Annotated in this window: 28 protein-coding genes; all 28 read left to right on the top strand. The window is 65.3% G+C overall.

All coding sequences use genetic code 11. The features are described 5' to 3' along the window. Position 1 precedes the first annotated feature (1 nt). The gene (rplD, locus tag AC0Z9V_RS06560; RefSeq protein ID WP_133082409.1) at positions 2–625 is read left to right on the top strand and encodes a 50S ribosomal protein L4; all 624 of its coding nucleotides are present in this window, start codon (positions 2–4) and stop codon (positions 623–625) included. Next, positions 622–927, top strand: coding sequence for a 50S ribosomal protein L23 (gene rplW, locus AC0Z9V_RS06555; RefSeq protein WP_026531955.1), 306 nt, complete (start codon positions 622–624; stop codon positions 925–927). Before rplD ends, rplW begins: the two co-directional genes overlap by 4 nt. 31 nt (positions 928–958) lie before the next feature. Beyond that, positions 959–1,798 carry a 50S ribosomal protein L2 gene (rplB, locus tag AC0Z9V_RS06550; RefSeq protein WP_104050959.1) on the top strand — a complete coding sequence of 280 codons (840 nt, stop codon included), beginning with the start codon at positions 959–961 and terminating at the stop codon, positions 1,796–1,798. 12 nt (positions 1,799–1,810) lie between these two features. Further along, complete coding sequence (rpsS, locus tag AC0Z9V_RS06545; protein WP_026549122.1) at positions 1,811–2,092, top strand: 30S ribosomal protein S19; 282 nt, start codon at positions 1,811–1,813, stop codon at positions 2,090–2,092. Positions 2,093–2,129: 37 nt separating this feature from the next. After that, positions 2,130–2,495 carry a 50S ribosomal protein L22 gene (rplV, locus tag AC0Z9V_RS06540; RefSeq protein ID WP_055768073.1) on the top strand — a complete coding sequence of 122 codons (366 nt, stop codon included), beginning with the start codon at positions 2,130–2,132 and terminating at the stop codon, positions 2,493–2,495. After that, positions 2,496–3,341: a 30S ribosomal protein S3 gene (rpsC, locus tag AC0Z9V_RS06535; RefSeq protein WP_133082410.1), complete on the top strand. Its 846-nt coding sequence runs from the start codon at positions 2,496–2,498 to the stop codon at positions 3,339–3,341. Beyond that, on the top strand, positions 3,342–3,758 hold the full coding sequence (gene rplP, locus AC0Z9V_RS06530) for a 50S ribosomal protein L16 (protein WP_049829176.1): 417 nt from the start codon (positions 3,342–3,344) through the stop codon (positions 3,756–3,758). A 2-nt stretch (positions 3,759–3,760) separates the two neighbouring features. After that, on the top strand, positions 3,761–4,105 hold the full coding sequence (gene rpmC, locus AC0Z9V_RS06525; protein WP_133082411.1) for a 50S ribosomal protein L29: 345 nt from the start codon (positions 3,761–3,763) through the stop codon (positions 4,103–4,105). Beyond that, complete coding sequence (rpsQ, locus tag AC0Z9V_RS06520) at positions 4,102–4,413, top strand: 30S ribosomal protein S17 (RefSeq protein WP_133082412.1); 312 nt, start codon at positions 4,102–4,104, stop codon at positions 4,411–4,413. Before rpmC ends, rpsQ begins: the two co-directional genes overlap by 4 nt. A 374-nt stretch (positions 4,414–4,787) precedes the next feature. Beyond that, the gene (gene rplN, locus AC0Z9V_RS06515; RefSeq protein WP_049829173.1) at positions 4,788–5,156 is read left to right on the top strand and encodes a 50S ribosomal protein L14; all 369 of its coding nucleotides are present in this window, start codon (positions 4,788–4,790) and stop codon (positions 5,154–5,156) included. 3 nt (positions 5,157–5,159) lie between these two features. Then, positions 5,160–5,534 (top strand): 50S ribosomal protein L24, encoded by a 375-nt coding sequence (rplX, locus tag AC0Z9V_RS06510; RefSeq protein WP_133082413.1) that lies wholly within the window; start codon positions 5,160–5,162, stop codon positions 5,532–5,534. After that, the gene (rplE, locus tag AC0Z9V_RS06505) at positions 5,534–6,109 is read left to right on the top strand and encodes a 50S ribosomal protein L5 (protein WP_133082414.1); all 576 of its coding nucleotides are present in this window, start codon (positions 5,534–5,536) and stop codon (positions 6,107–6,109) included. The genes rplX and rplE overlap by 1 nt, the downstream gene beginning before the upstream one ends. An 87-nt stretch (positions 6,110–6,196) precedes the next feature. Further along, a complete protein-coding gene (rpsH, locus tag AC0Z9V_RS06500; protein ID WP_043440638.1) occupies positions 6,197–6,595 on the top strand; it encodes a 30S ribosomal protein S8 in 399 nt (132 codons plus the stop codon). 18 nt (positions 6,596–6,613) lie between these two features. Further along, entirely contained in the window at positions 6,614–7,150 is a 537-nt protein-coding gene (rplF, locus tag AC0Z9V_RS06495; RefSeq protein WP_133082415.1) for a 50S ribosomal protein L6, read from the top strand. Between the two features lie 2 nt (positions 7,151–7,152). Beyond that, positions 7,153–7,536: a 50S ribosomal protein L18 gene (rplR, locus tag AC0Z9V_RS06490; protein ID WP_087076881.1), complete on the top strand. Its 384-nt coding sequence runs from the start codon at positions 7,153–7,155 to the stop codon at positions 7,534–7,536. 29 nt (positions 7,537–7,565) lie between these two features. After that, the gene (rpsE, locus tag AC0Z9V_RS06485; RefSeq protein WP_133082416.1) at positions 7,566–8,273 is read left to right on the top strand and encodes a 30S ribosomal protein S5; all 708 of its coding nucleotides are present in this window, start codon (positions 7,566–7,568) and stop codon (positions 8,271–8,273) included. Next, a complete protein-coding gene (rpmD, locus tag AC0Z9V_RS06480) occupies positions 8,273–8,491 on the top strand; it encodes a 50S ribosomal protein L30 (protein WP_133082577.1) in 219 nt (72 codons plus the stop codon). Before rpsE ends, rpmD begins: the two co-directional genes overlap by 1 nt. Next, positions 8,491–8,988 carry a 50S ribosomal protein L15 gene (gene rplO, locus AC0Z9V_RS06475; RefSeq protein WP_133082417.1) on the top strand — a complete coding sequence of 166 codons (498 nt, stop codon included), beginning with the start codon at positions 8,491–8,493 and terminating at the stop codon, positions 8,986–8,988. Before rpmD ends, rplO begins: the two co-directional genes overlap by 1 nt. Positions 8,989–9,213: 225 nt before the next feature. Then, a complete protein-coding gene (gene secY, locus AC0Z9V_RS06470; RefSeq protein WP_133082418.1) occupies positions 9,214–10,524 on the top strand; it encodes a preprotein translocase subunit SecY in 1,311 nt (436 codons plus the stop codon). A 5-nt stretch (positions 10,525–10,529) separates the two neighbouring features. Beyond that, a complete protein-coding gene (locus tag AC0Z9V_RS06465; protein WP_133082578.1) occupies positions 10,530–11,093 on the top strand; it encodes an adenylate kinase in 564 nt (187 codons plus the stop codon). Between the two features lie 6 nt (positions 11,094–11,099). Further along, positions 11,100–11,927 carry a type I methionyl aminopeptidase gene (gene map / locus AC0Z9V_RS06460; RefSeq protein WP_459267174.1) on the top strand — a complete coding sequence of 276 codons (828 nt, stop codon included), beginning with the start codon at positions 11,100–11,102 and terminating at the stop codon, positions 11,925–11,927. A gap of 279 nt (positions 11,928–12,206) precedes the next feature. Further along, the gene (gene infA / locus AC0Z9V_RS06455) at positions 12,207–12,428 is read left to right on the top strand and encodes a translation initiation factor IF-1 (protein ID WP_019481515.1); all 222 of its coding nucleotides are present in this window, start codon (positions 12,207–12,209) and stop codon (positions 12,426–12,428) included. A 21-nt stretch (positions 12,429–12,449) separates the two neighbouring features. Beyond that, positions 12,450–12,563, top strand: coding sequence for a 50S ribosomal protein L36 (rpmJ, locus tag AC0Z9V_RS06450; protein ID WP_043440658.1), 114 nt, complete (start codon positions 12,450–12,452; stop codon positions 12,561–12,563). A gap of 163 nt (positions 12,564–12,726) precedes the next feature. Further along, the gene (gene rpsM, locus AC0Z9V_RS06445; RefSeq protein WP_049829161.1) at positions 12,727–13,104 is read left to right on the top strand and encodes a 30S ribosomal protein S13; all 378 of its coding nucleotides are present in this window, start codon (positions 12,727–12,729) and stop codon (positions 13,102–13,104) included. A gap of 137 nt (positions 13,105–13,241) precedes the next feature. Then, the gene (gene rpsK, locus AC0Z9V_RS06440; RefSeq protein WP_026531448.1) at positions 13,242–13,643 is read left to right on the top strand and encodes a 30S ribosomal protein S11; all 402 of its coding nucleotides are present in this window, start codon (positions 13,242–13,244) and stop codon (positions 13,641–13,643) included. A 151-nt stretch (positions 13,644–13,794) separates the two neighbouring features. Further along, positions 13,795–14,805, top strand: coding sequence for a DNA-directed RNA polymerase subunit alpha (locus tag AC0Z9V_RS06435; protein ID WP_055769255.1), 1,011 nt, complete (start codon positions 13,795–13,797; stop codon positions 14,803–14,805). Positions 14,806–14,869: 64 nt separating this feature from the next. Then, positions 14,870–15,472, top strand: a complete 603-nt coding sequence (gene rplQ / locus AC0Z9V_RS06430) for a 50S ribosomal protein L17 (protein ID WP_133082420.1) — start codon at positions 14,870–14,872, stop codon at positions 15,470–15,472. A 22-nt stretch (positions 15,473–15,494) separates the two neighbouring features. Next, positions 15,495–16,457: a tRNA pseudouridine synthase A gene (locus AC0Z9V_RS06425; RefSeq protein ID WP_485141053.1), complete on the top strand. Its 963-nt coding sequence runs from the start codon at positions 15,495–15,497 to the stop codon at positions 16,455–16,457. Positions 16,458–16,514 lie beyond the last annotated feature (57 nt).

The raw sequence follows: 16,514 nt of genomic DNA, 5'->3' as shown, positions 1-16,514 counted from the left end.
AATGGCTGCCAACACCGTAAACGTCGATCTCCCCGCGGAGATCTTCGACGCACAGACCAACGTGCCGCTGCTGCACCAGGTCGTCGTGGCTCAGCTTGCCGCCGCCCGCCAGGGTACGCACAAGACGAAGACCCGCGCCGAGGTCAGTGGCGCAGGCCGCAAGCCGTTCAAGCAGAAGGGAACCGGTCGTGCCCGCCAGGGTTCGATCCGCGCCCCCCACATGACCGGCGGCGGTGTCGTCCACGGACCCACCCCCCGCGACTACAGCCAGCGCACCCCCAAGAAGATGATCGCCGCCGCCCTGCGCGGAGCGCTCTCGGACCGGGCACGCAACGGCCGTATCCACGTCCTCGAGTCCCTCGTTCCCGGCGGCAAGCCGTCGACCAAGGGTGCCATCGAGACCCTGCGTGCGATCTCCGAGCGGCCCCGCCTGCTCGTCGTGATCGAGCGTGCCAACGACGTCGCCGCACTGTCGGTGCGCAACGTCCCCGAGGTACACGTCCTCTATGTAGACCAGCTCAACACGTACGACGTGCTGGTGTCCGACGACGTGATCTTCACCAAGGCCGCCTACGACCAGTTCGTCGGTACGCCTGCTGTCATCACCGAGGAGGATGCCAAGTGAGCGGCACCATCGCAAAGGATCCGCGCGACGTCGTCATTGCACCCGTCGTCTCGGAGAAGAGCTACGGCCTGATCGACGAAGGCAAGTACACCTTCCTGGTCGACCCCCGCTCGAACAAGGAAGAAATCAAACTGGCGGTCGAGAAGATCTTCTCCGTGAAGGTCGACTCCATCAACACCATCAACCGGGTTGGCAAGCGCAAGCGCACCAAGTTCGGCTGGGGCCAGCGCAAGGGCACCAAGCGTGCCATCGTGTCCCTCAAAGAGGGCTCGATCGACATCTTCGGCGGTCCGCTCTCCTAGAGCGGAGACCACTTTAACGAGGAATTGAGTTATGGGAATCCGTAAATACAAGCCGACAACTCCGGGCCGTCGTGGCTCGAGCGTTGCCGACTTCGCTGAAATCACCCGATCGACGCCGGAGAAGTCGCTGGTACGTCCCCTTCCCAAGAAGGGTGGACGTAACAACACCGGTAAGATCACGACCCGCCACAAGGGCGGTGGACACAAGCGTCAGTACCGCCTGATCGACTTCCGCCGCCACGACAAGGACGGCGTCGACGCCCGCGTCGCAGAGATCGAGTACGATCCCAACCGCACCGCGCGCATCGCCCTCCTGCACTACGTCGACGGCACCAAGCGCTACATCATCGCGCCGAACAAGCTCAAGCAGGGCGACTTCGTCGAGGCCGGGGCCGGGGCCGACATCAAGCCCGGCAACAACCTGCCGCTGCGCAACATCCCCGTGGGTACCGTCATCCACGCCGTCGAGCTCCGCCCGGGTGGCGGCGCGAAGATGGCGCGTTCCGCCGGTGCATCGGTCCAGCTCGTCGCCAAGGAAGGCCGCTTCGCCCAGCTGCGACTGCCCTCCGGCGAGATCCGCAACGTCGACGTGCGCTGCCGCGCGACGATCGGCGAGGTAGGCAACGCCGAGCAGTCGAACATCAACTGGGGCAAGGCCGGCCGTAACCGCTGGAAGGGCATCCGCCCGACCGTCCGCGGTGTCGCCATGAACCCGGTCGACCACCCGCACGGTGGTGGCGAGGGCAAGACCTCCGGTGGACGCCACCCGGTCAACCCGAACGGTAAGGCCGAAGGCCGTACCCGTCGCCCCAACAAAGAGAGCGATTCACTCATCGTGCGTCGCCGTCGTTCCGGCAAGAACAAGCGATAGGAGCCTGGAGACATGCCACGCAGCCTGAAGAAAGGCCCCTTCGTCGATCAGCACCTTTATGTAAAGGTCGCACGCGAGAACGAATCGGGCACGAAGAACGTCATCAAGACGTGGTCCCGCCGCTCCATGATCGTCCCCGACATGCTCGGGCACACGATCGCGGTGCACGACGGACGCAAGCACATCCCGGTGTTCGTCACCGAGTCGATGGTCGGGCACAAGCTCGGCGAATTCGCTCCCACGCGGACTTTCCGCGGCCATGTTAAGGACGACCGCAAGGGCAAGCGCCGCTAGGCGCTGCTCTTACGGCTAAGACGAGAGAAGGAAAGCAATGGAAGCCAAGGCTATTGCGCGTCATATCCGCGTAACGCCTATGAAGGCCCGGCGCGTCGTCAACCTTGTTCGTGGTAAGCAGGCGAATGAGGCTCTGGCTATTCTGAAGTTTGCCCCACAGGTTGCTTCGGAGCCGGTTTTCAAGGTGGTCCAGTCGGCGATGGCCAACGCACGAGTCCTCGCGGACCGTGACGGCGTCGCCTTCGACGAGGACAACCTCATCATCAGCGAAGCATTCGTTGACGAAGGCCCCACGATGAAGCGGTTCCGTCCGCGAGCCCAGGGCCGCGCGTTCCGCATCAACAAGCGGACCAGCCACATCACGGTTGTCGTCGCTACCCCTGAGAAAGTGGAGGTCCGCTAAGTGGGACAGAAAGTAAACCCGCACGGGTTCCGACTCGGCATCACCACCGACCACAGGTCACACTGGTTCGCCGACAGCAACAAGCCGGGCCAGCGCTACCGTGACTTCGTCCGCGAAGACATCAAGATCCGCCAGCTCATGTCGACCGGCATGGACCGTGCCGGCATCGCCAAGGTCGAGATCGAGCGCACCCGCGACCGCGTCCGCGTGGACATCCACACGGCACGTCCGGGCATCGTCATCGGCCGCCGTGGAGCAGAGGCGGACCGCATCCGCGGCGAGCTCGAGAAGCTCACCGGCAAGCAGGTGCAGCTGAACATCCTCGAGGTCAAGAACCCCGAGATCGAGGCGCAGCTCGTCGCACAGGGCATCGCCGAGCAGCTTTCCTCCCGCGTGGCGTTCCGTCGCGCGATGAAGAAGGCCATGCAGTCCGCACAGCGTGCCGGCGCGAAGGGCATCCGTGTCCAGTGCTCCGGTCGCCTGGGTGGCGCCGAAATGAGCCGCTCGGAGTTCTACCGCGAGGGACGCGTTCCCCTGCACACGCTCCGCGCCAACATCGACTACGGCTTCTTCGAAGCGAAGACCACCTTCGGCCGCATCGGCGTGAAGGTCTGGATCTACAAGGGTGACGTCACGGCGAAGGAACTCGCAGCCCAGGCTGCAGCAGCTCCGTCCCGTGGCCGCGGTGGAGACCGTCCGGGCCGTGGCCCCGCCGGCGCCGACCGTGGTGGAGACCGCGGAGGCGACCGTCGTCGCCGCGCCCCCGAGCGCTCCGAGGGCCAGGGTGCCGCGGCACCCGCCGAGACCGCCGCAGCTCCCGCTGCGACTGAAGGAGGACAGGCTTAAATGCTTATCCCACGTCGAGTCAAGTTCCGTAAGCAGCACCACCCGGGTCGTTCCGGCGCTGCTACCGGCGGTACCGAGGTCAGCTTTGGCGAGTGGGGTATCCAGGCTCTGAGCCCGGCATACGTCACCAACCGCCAGATCGAGTCCGCTCGTATCGCCATGACCCGCCACATCAAGCGTGGCGGCAAGGTCTGGATCAACATCTATCCGGACCGCCCGTTGACCAAGAAGCCTGCCGAGACCCGCATGGGTTCCGGTAAGGGTTCGCCCGAGTGGTGGGTGGCCAACGTCAAGCCGGGACGGGTTCTGTTCGAACTGTCCGGTGTTTCCGAAGAGGTAGCCCGCGAAGCCCTGCGCCTCGCGATCCACAAGCTGCCGTTGAAGGCACGCATCGTGCGTCGTGAGGGTGGTGAATAGTTATGGCTCTGGGTTCAAAGGAACTGGCAACAGACCAGCTGGACGGCTTCGATAAGGACCGCCTGGTGGAAGAACTGCGCAAGGCCAAGGAGGAGCTGTTCAACCTCCGTTTCCAGTCGGCCACCGGCCAGCTCGAAAGCCACGGTCGCCTTCGTTCGGTCAAGCGCGACATCGCACGCATCTACACGGTGCTGCGTGAGCGTGAACTGGGTATCCGCCCCGAGGTCGTCGCTCCCGTCGAGGAAGCGAAGCCCGCGAAGGCGGACAAGCCCAAGAAAGCCAAGAAGGCCTCCACGAAGGACGAACCTTCCGTGGACACCGAGGCTTCTGAGGAGGACGCCAAATGAGTGAGCAGCAGAGCGAGACGACCGTAGGAACCGAGAAGGCCGTCCACGGCGCCGACTCGCGCGGCTACCGCAAGGTACGCCGTGGGTACGTCGTCTCCGACAAGATGGAGAAGACCATCGTGGTCGAGGTCGAGGACCGCGTGAAGCACGGCCTGTACGGCAAGGTGCTTCGCCGCAGCTCCAAGGTCAAGGCGCACGACGAGCAGAACGTCGCCGGTATCGGTGACATGGTCCTGATCAGCGAGACCCGGCCCCTGTCCGCCACCAAGCGGTGGCGCCTGGTCGAGGTCATCGAGAAGGCCAAGTAGCACCACAGCACGACCCGGAGCCGGCCGCCGGCTCCACCGACGATGCCCCGGACGCGATTTCGCGTCCGGGGCATTGTCGCGATACGATTAGTACCTTGTCTGTCTGGTGGGCTGGCGCATGCCCTCACGAGGTATCTCCGCAGGATCTCCTGCCCAGGACTTCGGCTTGCGGGGCATCCCTCACGGGTTTCCTTCACACCGGGCAAATAGGCAAAAGCCCGATAATCTTGTTCATCACGAAATCCACTGTGCAGAAGATCGACGCGCAGCCGCGCGCCCAGGCGTGCACGTGCTGAGTACCAGTATTACGGGGCCCACCCATATCCGTTCCGCAAGGCTCGACAAGAGAACCGGCGCGACGACAGGAGTAATAAGTGATTCAGCAGGAGTCGCGGCTAAAGGTCGCCGACAACACGGGGGCCAAGGAAATCTTGACCATCCGCGTTCTCGGAGGATCCGGGCGCCGCTACGCAGGCATCGGCGACGTCATCGTCGCCACCGTGAAGGACGCGATCCCCGGCGGCAACGTCAAGAAGGGCGACGTCGTCAAGGCGGTCATCGTCCGCACCAAGAAGGAACGCCGCCGCGCGGACGGTTCCTACATCAAGTTCGACGAGAACGCAGCAGTGATCCTGAAGAACGACGGCGACCCACGCGGTACCCGTATCTTCGGCCCTGTCGGTCGCGAGCTCCGCGACAAGCGTTTCATGAAGATCATCTCGCTGGCGCCGGAGGTGCTGTAGTCCATGGCACAGAAGACAAAGCTCAAGATCAAGAAGGGTGACCTCGTGCAGGTCATCACCGGAGCCAAGCAGGAACGCGGCGGAGACCGCGGCAAGCAGGGCAAGGTACTGAAGGTGTTCCCCGAGACCAACCGCGTCCTCGTGGAAGGCATCAACCGGATCACGAAGCACACCAAGGTCGGGCAGTCGCAGCGCGGCACCAAGACCGGTGGCATCGAGGTCGTCGAGGCGCCCGTGCACATCAGCAACGTCGCGGTCGTCGACCCCGAGACCAAGAAGCCGACCCGCGTCGGATACCGCACCGAGACCGTCGAGCGCGACGGCCGCGAGCGTGTCGTCCGCATCCGCGTGGCCAAGTCATCAGGGAAGGATCTGTAATGACTGTCGAAACCACAGGGACCAAGGTTCTTCCCCGCCTCAAGGCACGCTACGCGTCCGAGATCAAGGCCACCCTGCAGGAAGAGTTCAACTACGCCAACGTGAACCAGGTCCCGCGCCTGGTGAAGGTCGTCGTGAACATGGGTGTCGGCGACGCCGCCAAGGACTCCAAGCTGATCGACGGGGCCGTCAAGGACCTCACCGCGATCACCGGCCAGAAGCCACAGGTCACCAAGGCACGCAAGTCCATCGCGCAGTTCAAGCTCCGCGAAGGAATGCCCATCGGCGCACACGCCACCCTCCGTGGCGACCGCATGTGGGAATTCACGGACCGCCTGATCTCCCTCGCCCTGCCCCGTATCCGCGACTTCCGCGGCCTCAACGGCAAGCAGTTCGACGGCAACGGGAACTACACGTTCGGTCTCACCGAGCAGTCGATGTTCCACGAGATCGACCAGGACCGGATCGACCGCGTACGTGGCATGGACATCACCGTCGTCACCACCGCCAAGACCGACGCCGAGGGCCGCGCGCTCCTCAAGGCGCTTGGCTTCCCCTTCAAATCCGAAGATTAATCTAACTACGTTGCAGGTCCGCTCCAGCCGGCACCCTGAGTGCCGACCGGAATCCGGAAACCGTTTCGAGGAAGGGCAAGAGCCCACATGACAATGACAGATCCTGTCGCAGACATGCTCACGCGTCTGCGCAACGCAAACTCGGCTTACCACGACTCCGTGTCCATGCCGTACAGCAAGCTCAAGGCCCGCGTCGCGGACATCCTGAAGGCCGAGGGCTACATCGCCGGCTGGAAGGAAGAGGAAGCGGAGGTCGGCAAGAAGCTGACCATCGACCTCAAGTTCGGACCGGACCGCCAGCGCTCCATCGCCGGCATCCGCCGCATCTCCAAGCCCGGCCTGCGCGTGTACGCCAAGTCCACGAACCTGCCCCACGTGCTCGGCGGCCTCGGCATCGCCATCCTGTCCACGTCCTCCGGTCTGCTTACGGACCGCCAGGCATCCAAGAAGGGTGTAGGTGGGGAAGTCCTCGCCTACGTCTGGTAACGGGAAAGGGAAAGAAAAATGTCACGTATTGGACGTCTCCCCATCACCGTTCCCGCCGGTGTCGAGGTCAATGTCAACGGCAGCGAGGTCACCGTCAAGGGCTCGAAGGGCGAGCTGAGCCACACGGTTCCCAGCCCCATCGAGATCTCCCTGAACGAGGGCACTCTCACCGTCAGCCGCCCGAACGACGAGCGCGAGTCGCGGTCGCTCCACGGCCTCACCCGCACGCTGATCTCCAACATGATCGTCGGAGTCACCGAGGGCTACAAGAAGAACCTCGAGATCGTGGGCACGGGTTACCGTGTGCAGGCCAAGGGCAGCGACCTCGAGTTCGCCCTGGGTTACAGCCACCCGGTCGCCGTCAAGGCTCCCGAGGGCATCACGCTGACCGTCGACAGCCCCACCAAGCTCTCGGTCGCCGGCATCAACAAGCAGCAGGTCGGCGAGGTCGCTGCAACCATCCGCAAGCTGCGCAGGCCTGACCCGTACAAGGGCAAGGGCATCCGCTACGCAGGCGAGATCATCCGCCGCAAGGTCGGAAAGGCTGGTAAGTAACCATGGGTCTGAGCATCAACAAGAAGCGCAGCTCGAAGAGCAAGTCCGCCTCGCGTGGACGCCGCCACCTCCGGGTACGCAAGCGCGTCTCCGGGACGGCCGTCCGTCCGCGCCTGGTCGTCAACCGTTCGGCCCGCCACGTATTCGTGCAGGTCGTCGACGACACCAAGGGCGTGACCGTAGCATCAGCCTCCACCCTCGAAGCGGACCTCCGTGCATTCGACGGTGACAAGACCGCCAAGGCCAAGCGCGTTGGCGAACTCGTTGCAGAGCGTGCCAAGGCCGTCGGCGTCGAAGCAGTCGTCTTCGACCGCGGCGGTAACAAGTACCACGGTCGCGTTGCAGCAATCGCAGACGGCGCACGTGAAGGTGGGCTGGCACTGTGACCGAGGAGAACAAGGCAAAGGAAGCCCCATTGAATACGGCTACAGAGCAGCCCGCAGCCGAAGCTCCGGCTGCAGGCGCAACTGAGAACGCGTCGGCCGACGCGAACCGTGGCCGCGGCAACACCCGCGGTGGCGAGCGTGGCGGCAACTCCCGCGGTGGCGAGCGTGGCGGCCGTGGTGGCCGTGACGGGCGCGACGGCGGCCGCAACGACGACAAGGACAAGTTCATCGAACGCGTCGTCACCATCAACCGTGTCGCAAAGGTCGTCAAGGGCGGCCGCCGCTTCAGCTTCACCGCCCTCGTGGTGGTCGGCGACGGCAACGGCATGGTCGGCGTCGGCTACGGAAAGGCGAAGGAAGTCCCCTCCGCCATCCAGAAGGCCGTCGAGGAAGCCAAGAAGACGATGTTCCGCGTCCCGCGCATCGGTGGCACCGTCCCGCACCTGGTGCAGGGCGAGGCAGCAGCCGGCGTCGTCCTGCTCCGTCCCGCCTCCCCGGGTACCGGCGTCATCGCCGGCGGTCCGGTGCGTGCGGTACTGGAGTGCGTCGGCATCCACGACGTCCTCTCGAAGTCGCTCGGTTCCGCGAACGCCATCAACATCGTTCACGCGACCGTTGACGCGCTGAAGCGCCTCGAAGAGCCCCAGGCAGTCGCGGCCCGCCGCGGCCTGCCCCTCGACGAGGTCGCATCCCACCAGATGCTGCGCGCGATCGCAGCTCAGAAGGCAGGTGCGTGATGACCGCGATCACTCCGAAGAACGTGCTCGTGAGCTCGGCGAAGCTCGAGATCACACAGATCAAGTCCGCCATCGGCGGCAAGCAGAACCAGCGCGACACGCTGCGGTCGCTCGGTCTCAAGCGGATCGGCCACACCGTGGTCCGTGAAGCAGATGCCGTGACTGTCGGCATGATCAACACGGTTCCGCACCTCTTGAAGGTTGAGGAGGCCAAGTAATGGCAGAGAACAACACTGCGGCTCCCGCCGCAGCCGAGGAAAAAGCAGAGCGCGTCCACGCACTGAAGGTCCACCACCTGCGTCCCGCACCCGGAGCCAAGACGGCGAAGACCCGTGTCGGCCGTGGTGAGGGTTCGAAGGGTAAGACCGCCGGCCGTGGAACCAAGGGAACTGCAGCCCGCTACCAGGTGAAGGCAGGATTTGCCGGCGGCCAGCTGCCGCTGCACATGCGCCTCCCCAAGCTGCGCGGCTTCAAGAACCCGTTCCGCGTCGAGTTCCAGGTCGTGAACCTGGACAAGCTCTCCGAGCTCTACCCCGACGGCGGCGACGTCACGGTGGAGAGCCTGGTGGCGAACGGTGCCGTCCGCAAGAACCAGCCCGTCAAGGTGCTCGGCACCGGCGAGCTGACCGTGGCCGTCAACGTCTCGGTCGACGCCTTCTCCGCATCCGCTGCAGAGAAGATCGTCGCCGCAGGCGGGACCGTCACCGAGCTGTAGGTTCCTGGTCGGCCCTTCCCCGGCGGGACCGGGGGAGGGGCGGCTGTGATCCACGGCACTTTGGAACTAGACTCTTGGTGGGCAGGCTCGACCTGCCCACCGAGGGTCTTTTTTCGGCTGAGGCCACCCCTGCTCCACGCCGGTTCTCTCACACCGGTGACCAACCGTTAGACTCGGTTGTTGTGTACGGTCCGCGTCAGGACCAACAGACCTTCAGGAGGACGCTTGCTTAGCGCTATTGGCCGGGCATTCCGGACGCCAGACTTGCGGCGCAAGCTGTTGTTCACGCTGGGAATCATCACCATCTTCCGTCTCGGGGCCTTCATCCCCGCTCCCGGGGTCGACTACGGCAACGTGCAGCAGTGCCTCGAACTCGGCAACACCGAGGGCGGCCTTTACCAGTTCGTGAACCTCTTCAGCGGCGGAGCCCTCCTGCAGGTCTCCATCTTCGCGCTGGGCATCATGCCGTACATCACGGCGAGCATCATCACGCAGCTGCTCCGGGTGGTCATCCCCCGTTTCCAGGAGCTGCACCAGGAAGGCGCGCAGGGCCAGTCCCGACTCACCCAGTACACGCGCTACCTGACGATCGCGCTCGGCCTGCTCAACGCGACCACCCTCGTATCGCTCGCCCGCTCCGGCGCACTGCTCGGCAACTGCCCTGTGCCCCTGATCCCGGACGACTCCATCATCACGATCATCCTCCTGATCATCACGCTGACCGCCGGTACCGGCCTCATCATGTGGATGGGCGAGCTCATCACCGAGAAGGGCGTGGGCAACGGCATGTCGCTGCTCATCTTCACCGCTATCGCCGCCGGCTTCCCGACCTCGCTGGGTGAGATCCTGCGCACCCAGGGCGCCACGGTGTTCGCCTTCGTCCTCGCCATGGGCGTCGTCGTCGTCGCGCTGGTCATCTTCGTGGAGCAGTCGCAGCGACGCATCCCGGTGCAATACGCCAAGCGCATGGTCGGCCGCCGCACGCTGGGCGGCAGCAGCACCTACATCCCGATCAAGGTCAACATGGCCGGTGTCATCCCCGTGATCTTCGCGTCCTCGATGCTCTACCTGCCCAGCCTGATCGCACAGTTCAACACCCCCCAGGACGGCACCGCTCCGGCCGAGTGGGTCAACTGGATCACCACGTACCTGACCAGTGGCGACCACCCGCTGTACATGGCGCTGTATTTCCTCCTGATCGTGTTCTTCACCTACTTCTACGTAGCCATCACGTTCAATCCGGACGAGGTGTCCGAGAACATGAAGAAGTACGGCGGGTTCATCCCCGGCATCCGTGCGGGCCGTCCCACCGCCGAGTACCTCCAGTACGTGCTGTCGCGCATCACGCTGCCCGGCGCCATCTACCTGGGACTCGTCGCCCTGATCCCGCTGATCGCCCTGGTGGCCATCGGTGCAAACCAGAACTTCCCGTTCGGTGGCACCTCGATCCTGATCATGGTGGGCGTGGGCCTCGAGACCGTAAAGCAGATCGACGCACAGCTCCAGCAGCGTCACTACGAAGGGTTGTTGCGTTGACGAGAATGCTGATCATCGGTCCCCCCGGATCGGGCAAGGGCACCCAGGCCGCACGGATCTCCGAGCGCCTCGGCGTCGTGGCGATCTCGACCGGCGACATCTTCCGCGACAACGTGAAGCGGGAGACCCCGCTCGGCGTCGAGGCGAAGAAGTTCATGGACGCGGGTGACTTCGTCCCCGATAGCGTCACCAACAGCATGGTGCGTGACCGCCTCGCGGCCGACGACGTACGGGAGGGCTTCCTCCTCGACGGCTACCCGCGCACGGCCTCGCAGGTGGCGGAGCTCGACGACATCCTCCGCGAGAACGACCTCGAGCTCGACGTCGTGCTCCAGCTGACCGCTGACGACGAGGAGCTCGTCAAGCGGCTCCTCGGCCGTGCGAAGCTCGACGGCCGTTCGGACGACAACGAACTGGTCATCCGCCACCGCCTCGGCCTCTACCACGACCAGACCGAGGTGGTGGTGTCGCGGTACGACGAGCGCGGCATCGTCACGAAGGTCGACGGCATCGGCAGCATCGACGACGTCACCGAGCGCGTCATGGCCGCCCTCAAGGTCGCGAGCTAACCCCGAATGTTCCGCCAGCCCAAGGTCGAATACAAGACCACCAGCCAGATGCTCGTGATGCGCGAGGCCGGTCTCGTGCTCTCCGAGGCGCTGGACCGGACGGTCGCAGCCGCAGCGATCGGGGTCACCACCGCGCAGCTCAACGAGGTGTTCGAGGGCGTCCTGCGGGAGAAGGGTGCGACGTCGAACTTCCTCGGCTACCACGGGTTCCCGGCGAGCATCTGCACGTCGGTGAACCACGAGGTGGTGCACGGCATCCCGGGTGGGTACACCCTGCAGGACGGCGACATCATCTCGATCGACGGCGGTGCAGTGGTCCGTGGATGGCACTCCGATTCGGCGCGCACGGTGATCGTCGGATCGGCGCGGCCGGAGGACGTGCGCCTGTCGGACGTCACCGAGGAAGCCATGTGGCGCGGCATCGCGGCGCTCGCATCGGCCCGGTTCGTGGGTGACATCGGAGCGGCGATCGACGACTACGTCTCGTCGGTGCCCGGCCCCGCGCTCGGGATCCTCGAGGACTACGTGGGCCACGGCATCGGGACGCAGATGCACCAGGCGCCCGACGTCCTCAACTACCGCAGTTCGAACCGCGGCCCGAAGGTCCGGCCGGGACTGTGCCTCGCCATCGAGCCGATGCTCGTGCAGGGGGAGCTGGAGACAGCCGTGCTCGACGACGACTGGACGGTCGTCACCACCGACGGCCGGCGTGCCTCCCAGTGGGAACACAGCGTCGCGGTGCACGACGGTGGCATCTGGGTCCTGTCCGCACCCGACGGGGGAGCCTCGCGGCTGGAGCTCCTCGGTGTGACCCCGGTTCCCCTGGCAGCCTGACGGCAGGAGCTCCCAGCGCCACCGACGAGGAAGGTCCCGCACGGATGTGCGGGACCTTCCTCGTCGGTGCCTTGCAGGACTGCGGGGCCGGCTTCCGCCCCGATTTAACTATCAGGGGACAGTAGCGTAGAGTTGTCTGTTGGTTGTCTCTGCTTTTCGTGCCCAATTGGGCTCTGGAGACGTCCCCGCGCGAGGAGCTCCGGCCCTCCGCGGGCCTGACAATCAAAACCCCAAACCCGTCCGCCACGCAAGTGGCGGGCATAGACGTTAGCGGAGGATATGGCCAAGAAAGACGGTGTCATTGAGATTGAAGGCACTGTGAACGAGGCGCTGCCCAACGCGATGTTCCGCGTTGAGTTGGCCAACGGTCACATTGTCCTCGCCCACATCTCGGGAAAGATGCGCCAGCACTACATTCGAATCCTTCCTGAGGACCGGGTCGTAGTGGAACTCAGCCCGTACGACCTCACCCGGGGCCGTATTGTCTACCGCTACAAATAAGAATCAACTCGAAGGAAAACCATGAAGGTCAACCCGAGCGTGAAGCGGATCTGCGAGAAGTGCCAGGTGGTTCGCCGCAAAGGCAACGTTCTCGTCATCTGCGAGAACCCGCGCCACAAGCAGCGCCAGGGCTGAGAACCTCTCCTAGAGGCTCTTCCCGCGCGTAGAAGTACATTCAACGGCAGGACAGCATCCCTGAGGGGATGTATACCCCCGGCTCGGAGGCCGGGGACCGGAACACTTGTTCCGGGGACGTCCTGCTTCAGACCTCCGGTATCACCAAAGGAGCACCGCCACCATGGCACGTCTCGCTGGCGTAGACATCCCCCGCGAAAAGCGGGTAGTCATCGCGCTTACCTATATCTACGGCGTGGGCAAGACCCGTGCAGAGAAGACGATCGTCGACACGGGGATCTCCCCGAACACGCGCGTCAAGGACCTCACCGACGCCGAGCTGGTCCAGCTCCGCGACTACATCGAAGGCAACTTCAAGGTCGAGGGTGACCTCCGCCGTGAGGTCGCAGCCGACATCCGCCGCAAGGTGGAGATCGGCAGCTACGAAGGCATTCGGCACCGCCGCGGCCTTCCCGTACGTGGACAGCGTACGAAGACAAACGCACGTACCCGCAAGGGTCCGAAGCGTACGGTCGCAGGCAAGAAGAAGGTCGGACGCTAGTCCCTAGCCGTTCCCTCACGTGAGTCGCTAGCGCTCCTCACGCCAGGGGACCCGGCGGCCAGGGGCCCAAGTCCCTGGCTCGGATCACCTCCGACCAGCCGAATCATGCTTTACCCAATACCTTCGTAGGAGAAGTAATGCCCCCCAAGACTCGTGGAGCGGTTCGTAAGCCGCGTCGCAAGGACAAGAAGAACATCGCGCTCGGTCAGGCGCACATCAAGAGCACCTTCAACAACACGATCGTGTCCATCACGGACCCCAGCGGAGCGGTCATCTCCTGGGCCTCCGCCGGTGAGGTCGGCTTTAAGGGCTCACGCAAGTCGACTCCGTTCGCTGCGCAGATGGCTGCAGAAGCTGCTGCCAAGCGCGCCCAGGAGCACGGCGTCAAGAAGGTCGACGTCTTCGTCAAGGGCCCGGGATCGGGACGCGAGACCGCCATCCGCTCGCTGCAGGCCACCGGTCTCGAGGTCGGCTCCATCTCCGACGTCACCCCGAGCGCGCACAACGGCTGCCGCCCGCCCAAGCGCCGCCGCGTCTAGTCCGCTCTTCGGCCACCGCACCGCCTTGCAGGAACCACCGGTTCCAGCAGGGCGGTTCGGTGCCGTTCCGAGCAGCTTTTGAGCCGGCTCACCAGCAGTCCCGCCCATACAGAAGCGTCATATAGCGGATGCTTCCTGAAAGGAAATGTAAGTGCTCATTGCACAGCGCCCCACCCTGACTGAAGAAGTAGTCGCCGACAACCGCTCACGGTTCGTCATCGAACCCCTCGAGCCCGGCTTCGGCTACACCCTCGGCAACTCGCTCCGCCGCACGCTGCTCTCCTCGATCCCCGGTGCCGCCGTCACCAGCATCCGCATCGACGGCGTGCTGCACGAATTCACCACGGTCCCCGGGGTGAAGGAGGATGTCACCGAGATCATCCTGAACATCAAGAACCTCGCCGTCTCCTCGGAGCACGACGAGCCCGTCGTCGCCTACCTGCGCAAGCAGGGCCCCGGCGTCGTCACCGCCGCGGACATCGCGCCCCCCGCCGGTGTCGAGTTCCACAACCCGGACCTCCACATCGCGACCCTGAACTCGAAGGGCAAGTTCGAGCTCGAACTGACCATCGAGCGCGGCCGCGGCTACGTGTCCGCCTCGCAGAACAAGTCCGGCGACTCCGAGATCGGCCGTATCCCGGTCGACTCGATCTACTCGCCGGTCCTGAAGGTGACCTTCCGCGTGGAAGCGACCCGTGTCGAGCAGCGCACCGACTTCGACAAGCTGATCGTCGATGTCGAGACGAAGGACGCCATCGCCCCGCGCGACGCCGTCGCGTCCGCCGGCACCACCCTGGTCGAACTGTTCGGCCTCGCCCGCGAGCTGAACACCGCCGCCGAGGGCATCGAGATCGGCCCGTCGCCGACGGACGCAGCGCTCGCTGCCGACATGGCACTGCCGATCGAGGACCTCGAACTGACGGTCCGCTCGTACAACTGCCTCAAGCGTGAGGGCATCCACTCCGTGGGTGAACTCGTTGCGCGCTCCGAGGCGGACCTCATGGACATCCGCAACTTCGGTGCGAAGTCCATCGACGAGGTCAAGGCGAAGCTCGTCGAGCTCGGTCTCTCCCTGAAGGATTCCCCTCCAGGGTTCGACCTTGCCGCCCGCGCTGCTGCCATCGAAGAGGACGACGCCGCCTACGGCGACGAAGAGCTCTAAAACGCTATCTGTCCGCCCGCCGCTGGGAAGCGGCGGGACGGACACCTAATGAGGAGAAATAACCATGCCCACACCCACCAAGGGCCCACGTCTCGGAGGCGGTCCGGCGCACGAACGCCTGATGCTCGCCAACCTGGCCGCCTCACTGTTCGAGCACAAGCGCATCACCACCACGGTGACGAAGGCGAAGCGCCTCCGCCCCTACGCCGAGCGTCTCATCACGTTCGCGAAGAAGGGTGACCTCGCGTCGCGTCGCCGCGTCCTCGGCGTCATCAGCAGCAAGAGCATCGTCCACGAGCTGTTCACGGACATCGCACCGGCTGTCGCCAACCGCGAGGGTGGCTACACCCGCATCACCAAGATCGGCAACCGCAAGGGCGACAACGCCCCCATGGCCGTCATCGAACTGGTGCTGGAGCCCATGTCCGCGAAGCAGTCCGTCGTCGCCGAGGCCGAGCAGGCCAAGGCTCCCGCCGCTGCAGCCGCGCCCGTCGCCGAGTCCGTGGACTCGCCCGAGTCGGCAGACTCCGTAGATTCGGCCGAGTCGGCCGAGTCGGCGGCTTCCGCCGAGGAGGTCGCCGCCGAGGAGACCACGGTCGACGCCGAAGCAGGCTCCACCGACGAGGTCGTCGTCGTCGAAGGTTCCGTCGAGGACGAGAAGAAGTAATTCTTCACTCCTGACGCACACCATGACCACGCCTGAGCCCGCCGTCCCCCCAGGGGGCGGCGGGCTTCTGCGTGTCCGCCTCGACATCTCCTACGACGGCGGGCCGTTCTCGGGATGGGCCCTCCAGCCCGGGTTCACCACGGTGCAGGGCATCCTCGAGGACGCCCTCTTCACGCTCCTGCGCCGCCCTGCCCGGCTCACGGTGGGCGGACGGACCGACGCCGGTGTCCACGCCCGCGGCCAGGTGGCCCACGTGGACCTCACGCTGACCGAATGGGAGGGGATGGCGCGTGGCCGTCCGGTCGATCCGGCGGATGCCTTCCTGCGCCGCCTGACAGGCACGATCAACCGGGTGCTGACCGACGGCACGACCGGCCGTGGCCGATCCGTGCGGAACTCCGTCCCCGCCGTCGTCGTGCGATCCGCCACGCCTGCACCGGCAGGGTTCGACGCGCGCTTCTCCGCGCTCTGGCGCCGCTACAGCTACGCGATCGCGGACACCACGTCGGGGCAGGATCCCCTCCGCCGGCACACGACGCTCTGGTATCCGGCGCCGCTGGACGTGCGGCTGCTCAATGAGGGAGCCGGGCACCTGCTCGGGATGCAGGACTTCGCTGCGTTCTGCAAGCCCCGCGAGGGCGCCACCACCATCCGGGAGCTGCAGCGCTACGAGTTCGTCCGGGGGCACGACGGCGTGATCACGGCGACGGTGCAGGCGGACGCGTTCTGCCACAACATGGTCCGCGCGCTCGTCGGGTCGACGCTGCGCGTGGGGTCGGGGGAGATGCCGCCGACGTGGCTGGCCGAGCGGCTCGCTGCGCGGGTCAAGGACGCCCGATCGATCCTGGCCGCTCCGCATCCGCTCGTTCTCGAGGAGATCGCCTATCCCGGCGACGACCAGGTGGGCGAACGCGCAGCCCTGACCCGGTCCCGACGCACGGCCGCGCACCTCTCGGCGTCGCAGGATCCGACCGCCGACGACTGAGACCTCCTGCCCGATGATCCGGGGAGGACCCCCACCGGAGGAGAACCCTCGGTCGGC

The sequence above is a fragment of the Arthrobacter sp. UYP4 genome (assembly GCF_057291175.1).
Note: the sequence above shows the minus strand (reverse complement) of the source record. Positions and strands in the feature narration are given on the sequence as shown.

Bases quoted from the DNA above. Each gene is read 5' to 3' on its own strand.
- rplD (WP_133082409.1), top strand. From the start codon at position 2: ATGGCTGCCAACACCGTAAACGTCGATCTCCCCGCGGAGATCTTCGAC.
- rplB (WP_104050959.1), top strand. From the start codon at position 959: ATGGGAATCCGTAAATACAAGCCGACAACTCCGGGCCGTCGTGGCTCG.
- rpsS (WP_026549122.1), top strand. From the start codon at position 1,811: ATGCCACGCAGCCTGAAGAAAGGCCCCTTCGTCGATCAGCACCTTTAT.
- rplV (WP_055768073.1), top strand. From the start codon at position 2,130: ATGGAAGCCAAGGCTATTGCGCGTCATATCCGCGTAACGCCTATGAAG.
- rplP (WP_049829176.1), top strand. From the start codon at position 3,342: ATGCTTATCCCACGTCGAGTCAAGTTCCGTAAGCAGCACCACCCGGGT.
- rpmC (WP_133082411.1), top strand. From the start codon at position 3,761: ATGGCTCTGGGTTCAAAGGAACTGGCAACAGACCAGCTGGACGGCTTC.
- rpsQ (WP_133082412.1), top strand. From the start codon at position 4,102: ATGAGTGAGCAGCAGAGCGAGACGACCGTAGGAACCGAGAAGGCCGTC.
- rplX (WP_133082413.1), top strand. From the start codon at position 5,160: ATGGCACAGAAGACAAAGCTCAAGATCAAGAAGGGTGACCTCGTGCAG.
- rplE (WP_133082414.1), top strand. From the start codon at position 5,534: ATGACTGTCGAAACCACAGGGACCAAGGTTCTTCCCCGCCTCAAGGCA.
- rpsH (WP_043440638.1), top strand. From the start codon at position 6,197: ATGACAATGACAGATCCTGTCGCAGACATGCTCACGCGTCTGCGCAAC.
- rplF (WP_133082415.1), top strand. From the start codon at position 6,614: ATGTCACGTATTGGACGTCTCCCCATCACCGTTCCCGCCGGTGTCGAG.
- rplR (WP_087076881.1), top strand. From the start codon at position 7,153: ATGGGTCTGAGCATCAACAAGAAGCGCAGCTCGAAGAGCAAGTCCGCC.
- rpmD (WP_133082577.1), top strand. From the start codon at position 8,273: ATGACCGCGATCACTCCGAAGAACGTGCTCGTGAGCTCGGCGAAGCTC.
- rplO (WP_133082417.1), top strand. From the start codon at position 8,491: ATGGCAGAGAACAACACTGCGGCTCCCGCCGCAGCCGAGGAAAAAGCA.
- AC0Z9V_RS06465 (WP_133082578.1), top strand. From the start codon at position 10,530: ATGCTGATCATCGGTCCCCCCGGATCGGGCAAGGGCACCCAGGCCGCA.
- map (WP_459267174.1), top strand. From the start codon at position 11,100: ATGTTCCGCCAGCCCAAGGTCGAATACAAGACCACCAGCCAGATGCTC.
- infA (WP_019481515.1), top strand. From the start codon at position 12,207: ATGGCCAAGAAAGACGGTGTCATTGAGATTGAAGGCACTGTGAACGAG.
- rpmJ (WP_043440658.1), top strand. From the start codon at position 12,450: ATGAAGGTCAACCCGAGCGTGAAGCGGATCTGCGAGAAGTGCCAGGTG.
- rpsM (WP_049829161.1), top strand. From the start codon at position 12,727: ATGGCACGTCTCGCTGGCGTAGACATCCCCCGCGAAAAGCGGGTAGTC.
- rpsK (WP_026531448.1), top strand. From the start codon at position 13,242: ATGCCCCCCAAGACTCGTGGAGCGGTTCGTAAGCCGCGTCGCAAGGAC.
- rplQ (WP_133082420.1), top strand. From the start codon at position 14,870: ATGCCCACACCCACCAAGGGCCCACGTCTCGGAGGCGGTCCGGCGCAC.
- AC0Z9V_RS06425 (WP_485141053.1), top strand. From the start codon at position 15,495: ATGACCACGCCTGAGCCCGCCGTCCCCCCAGGGGGCGGCGGGCTTCTG.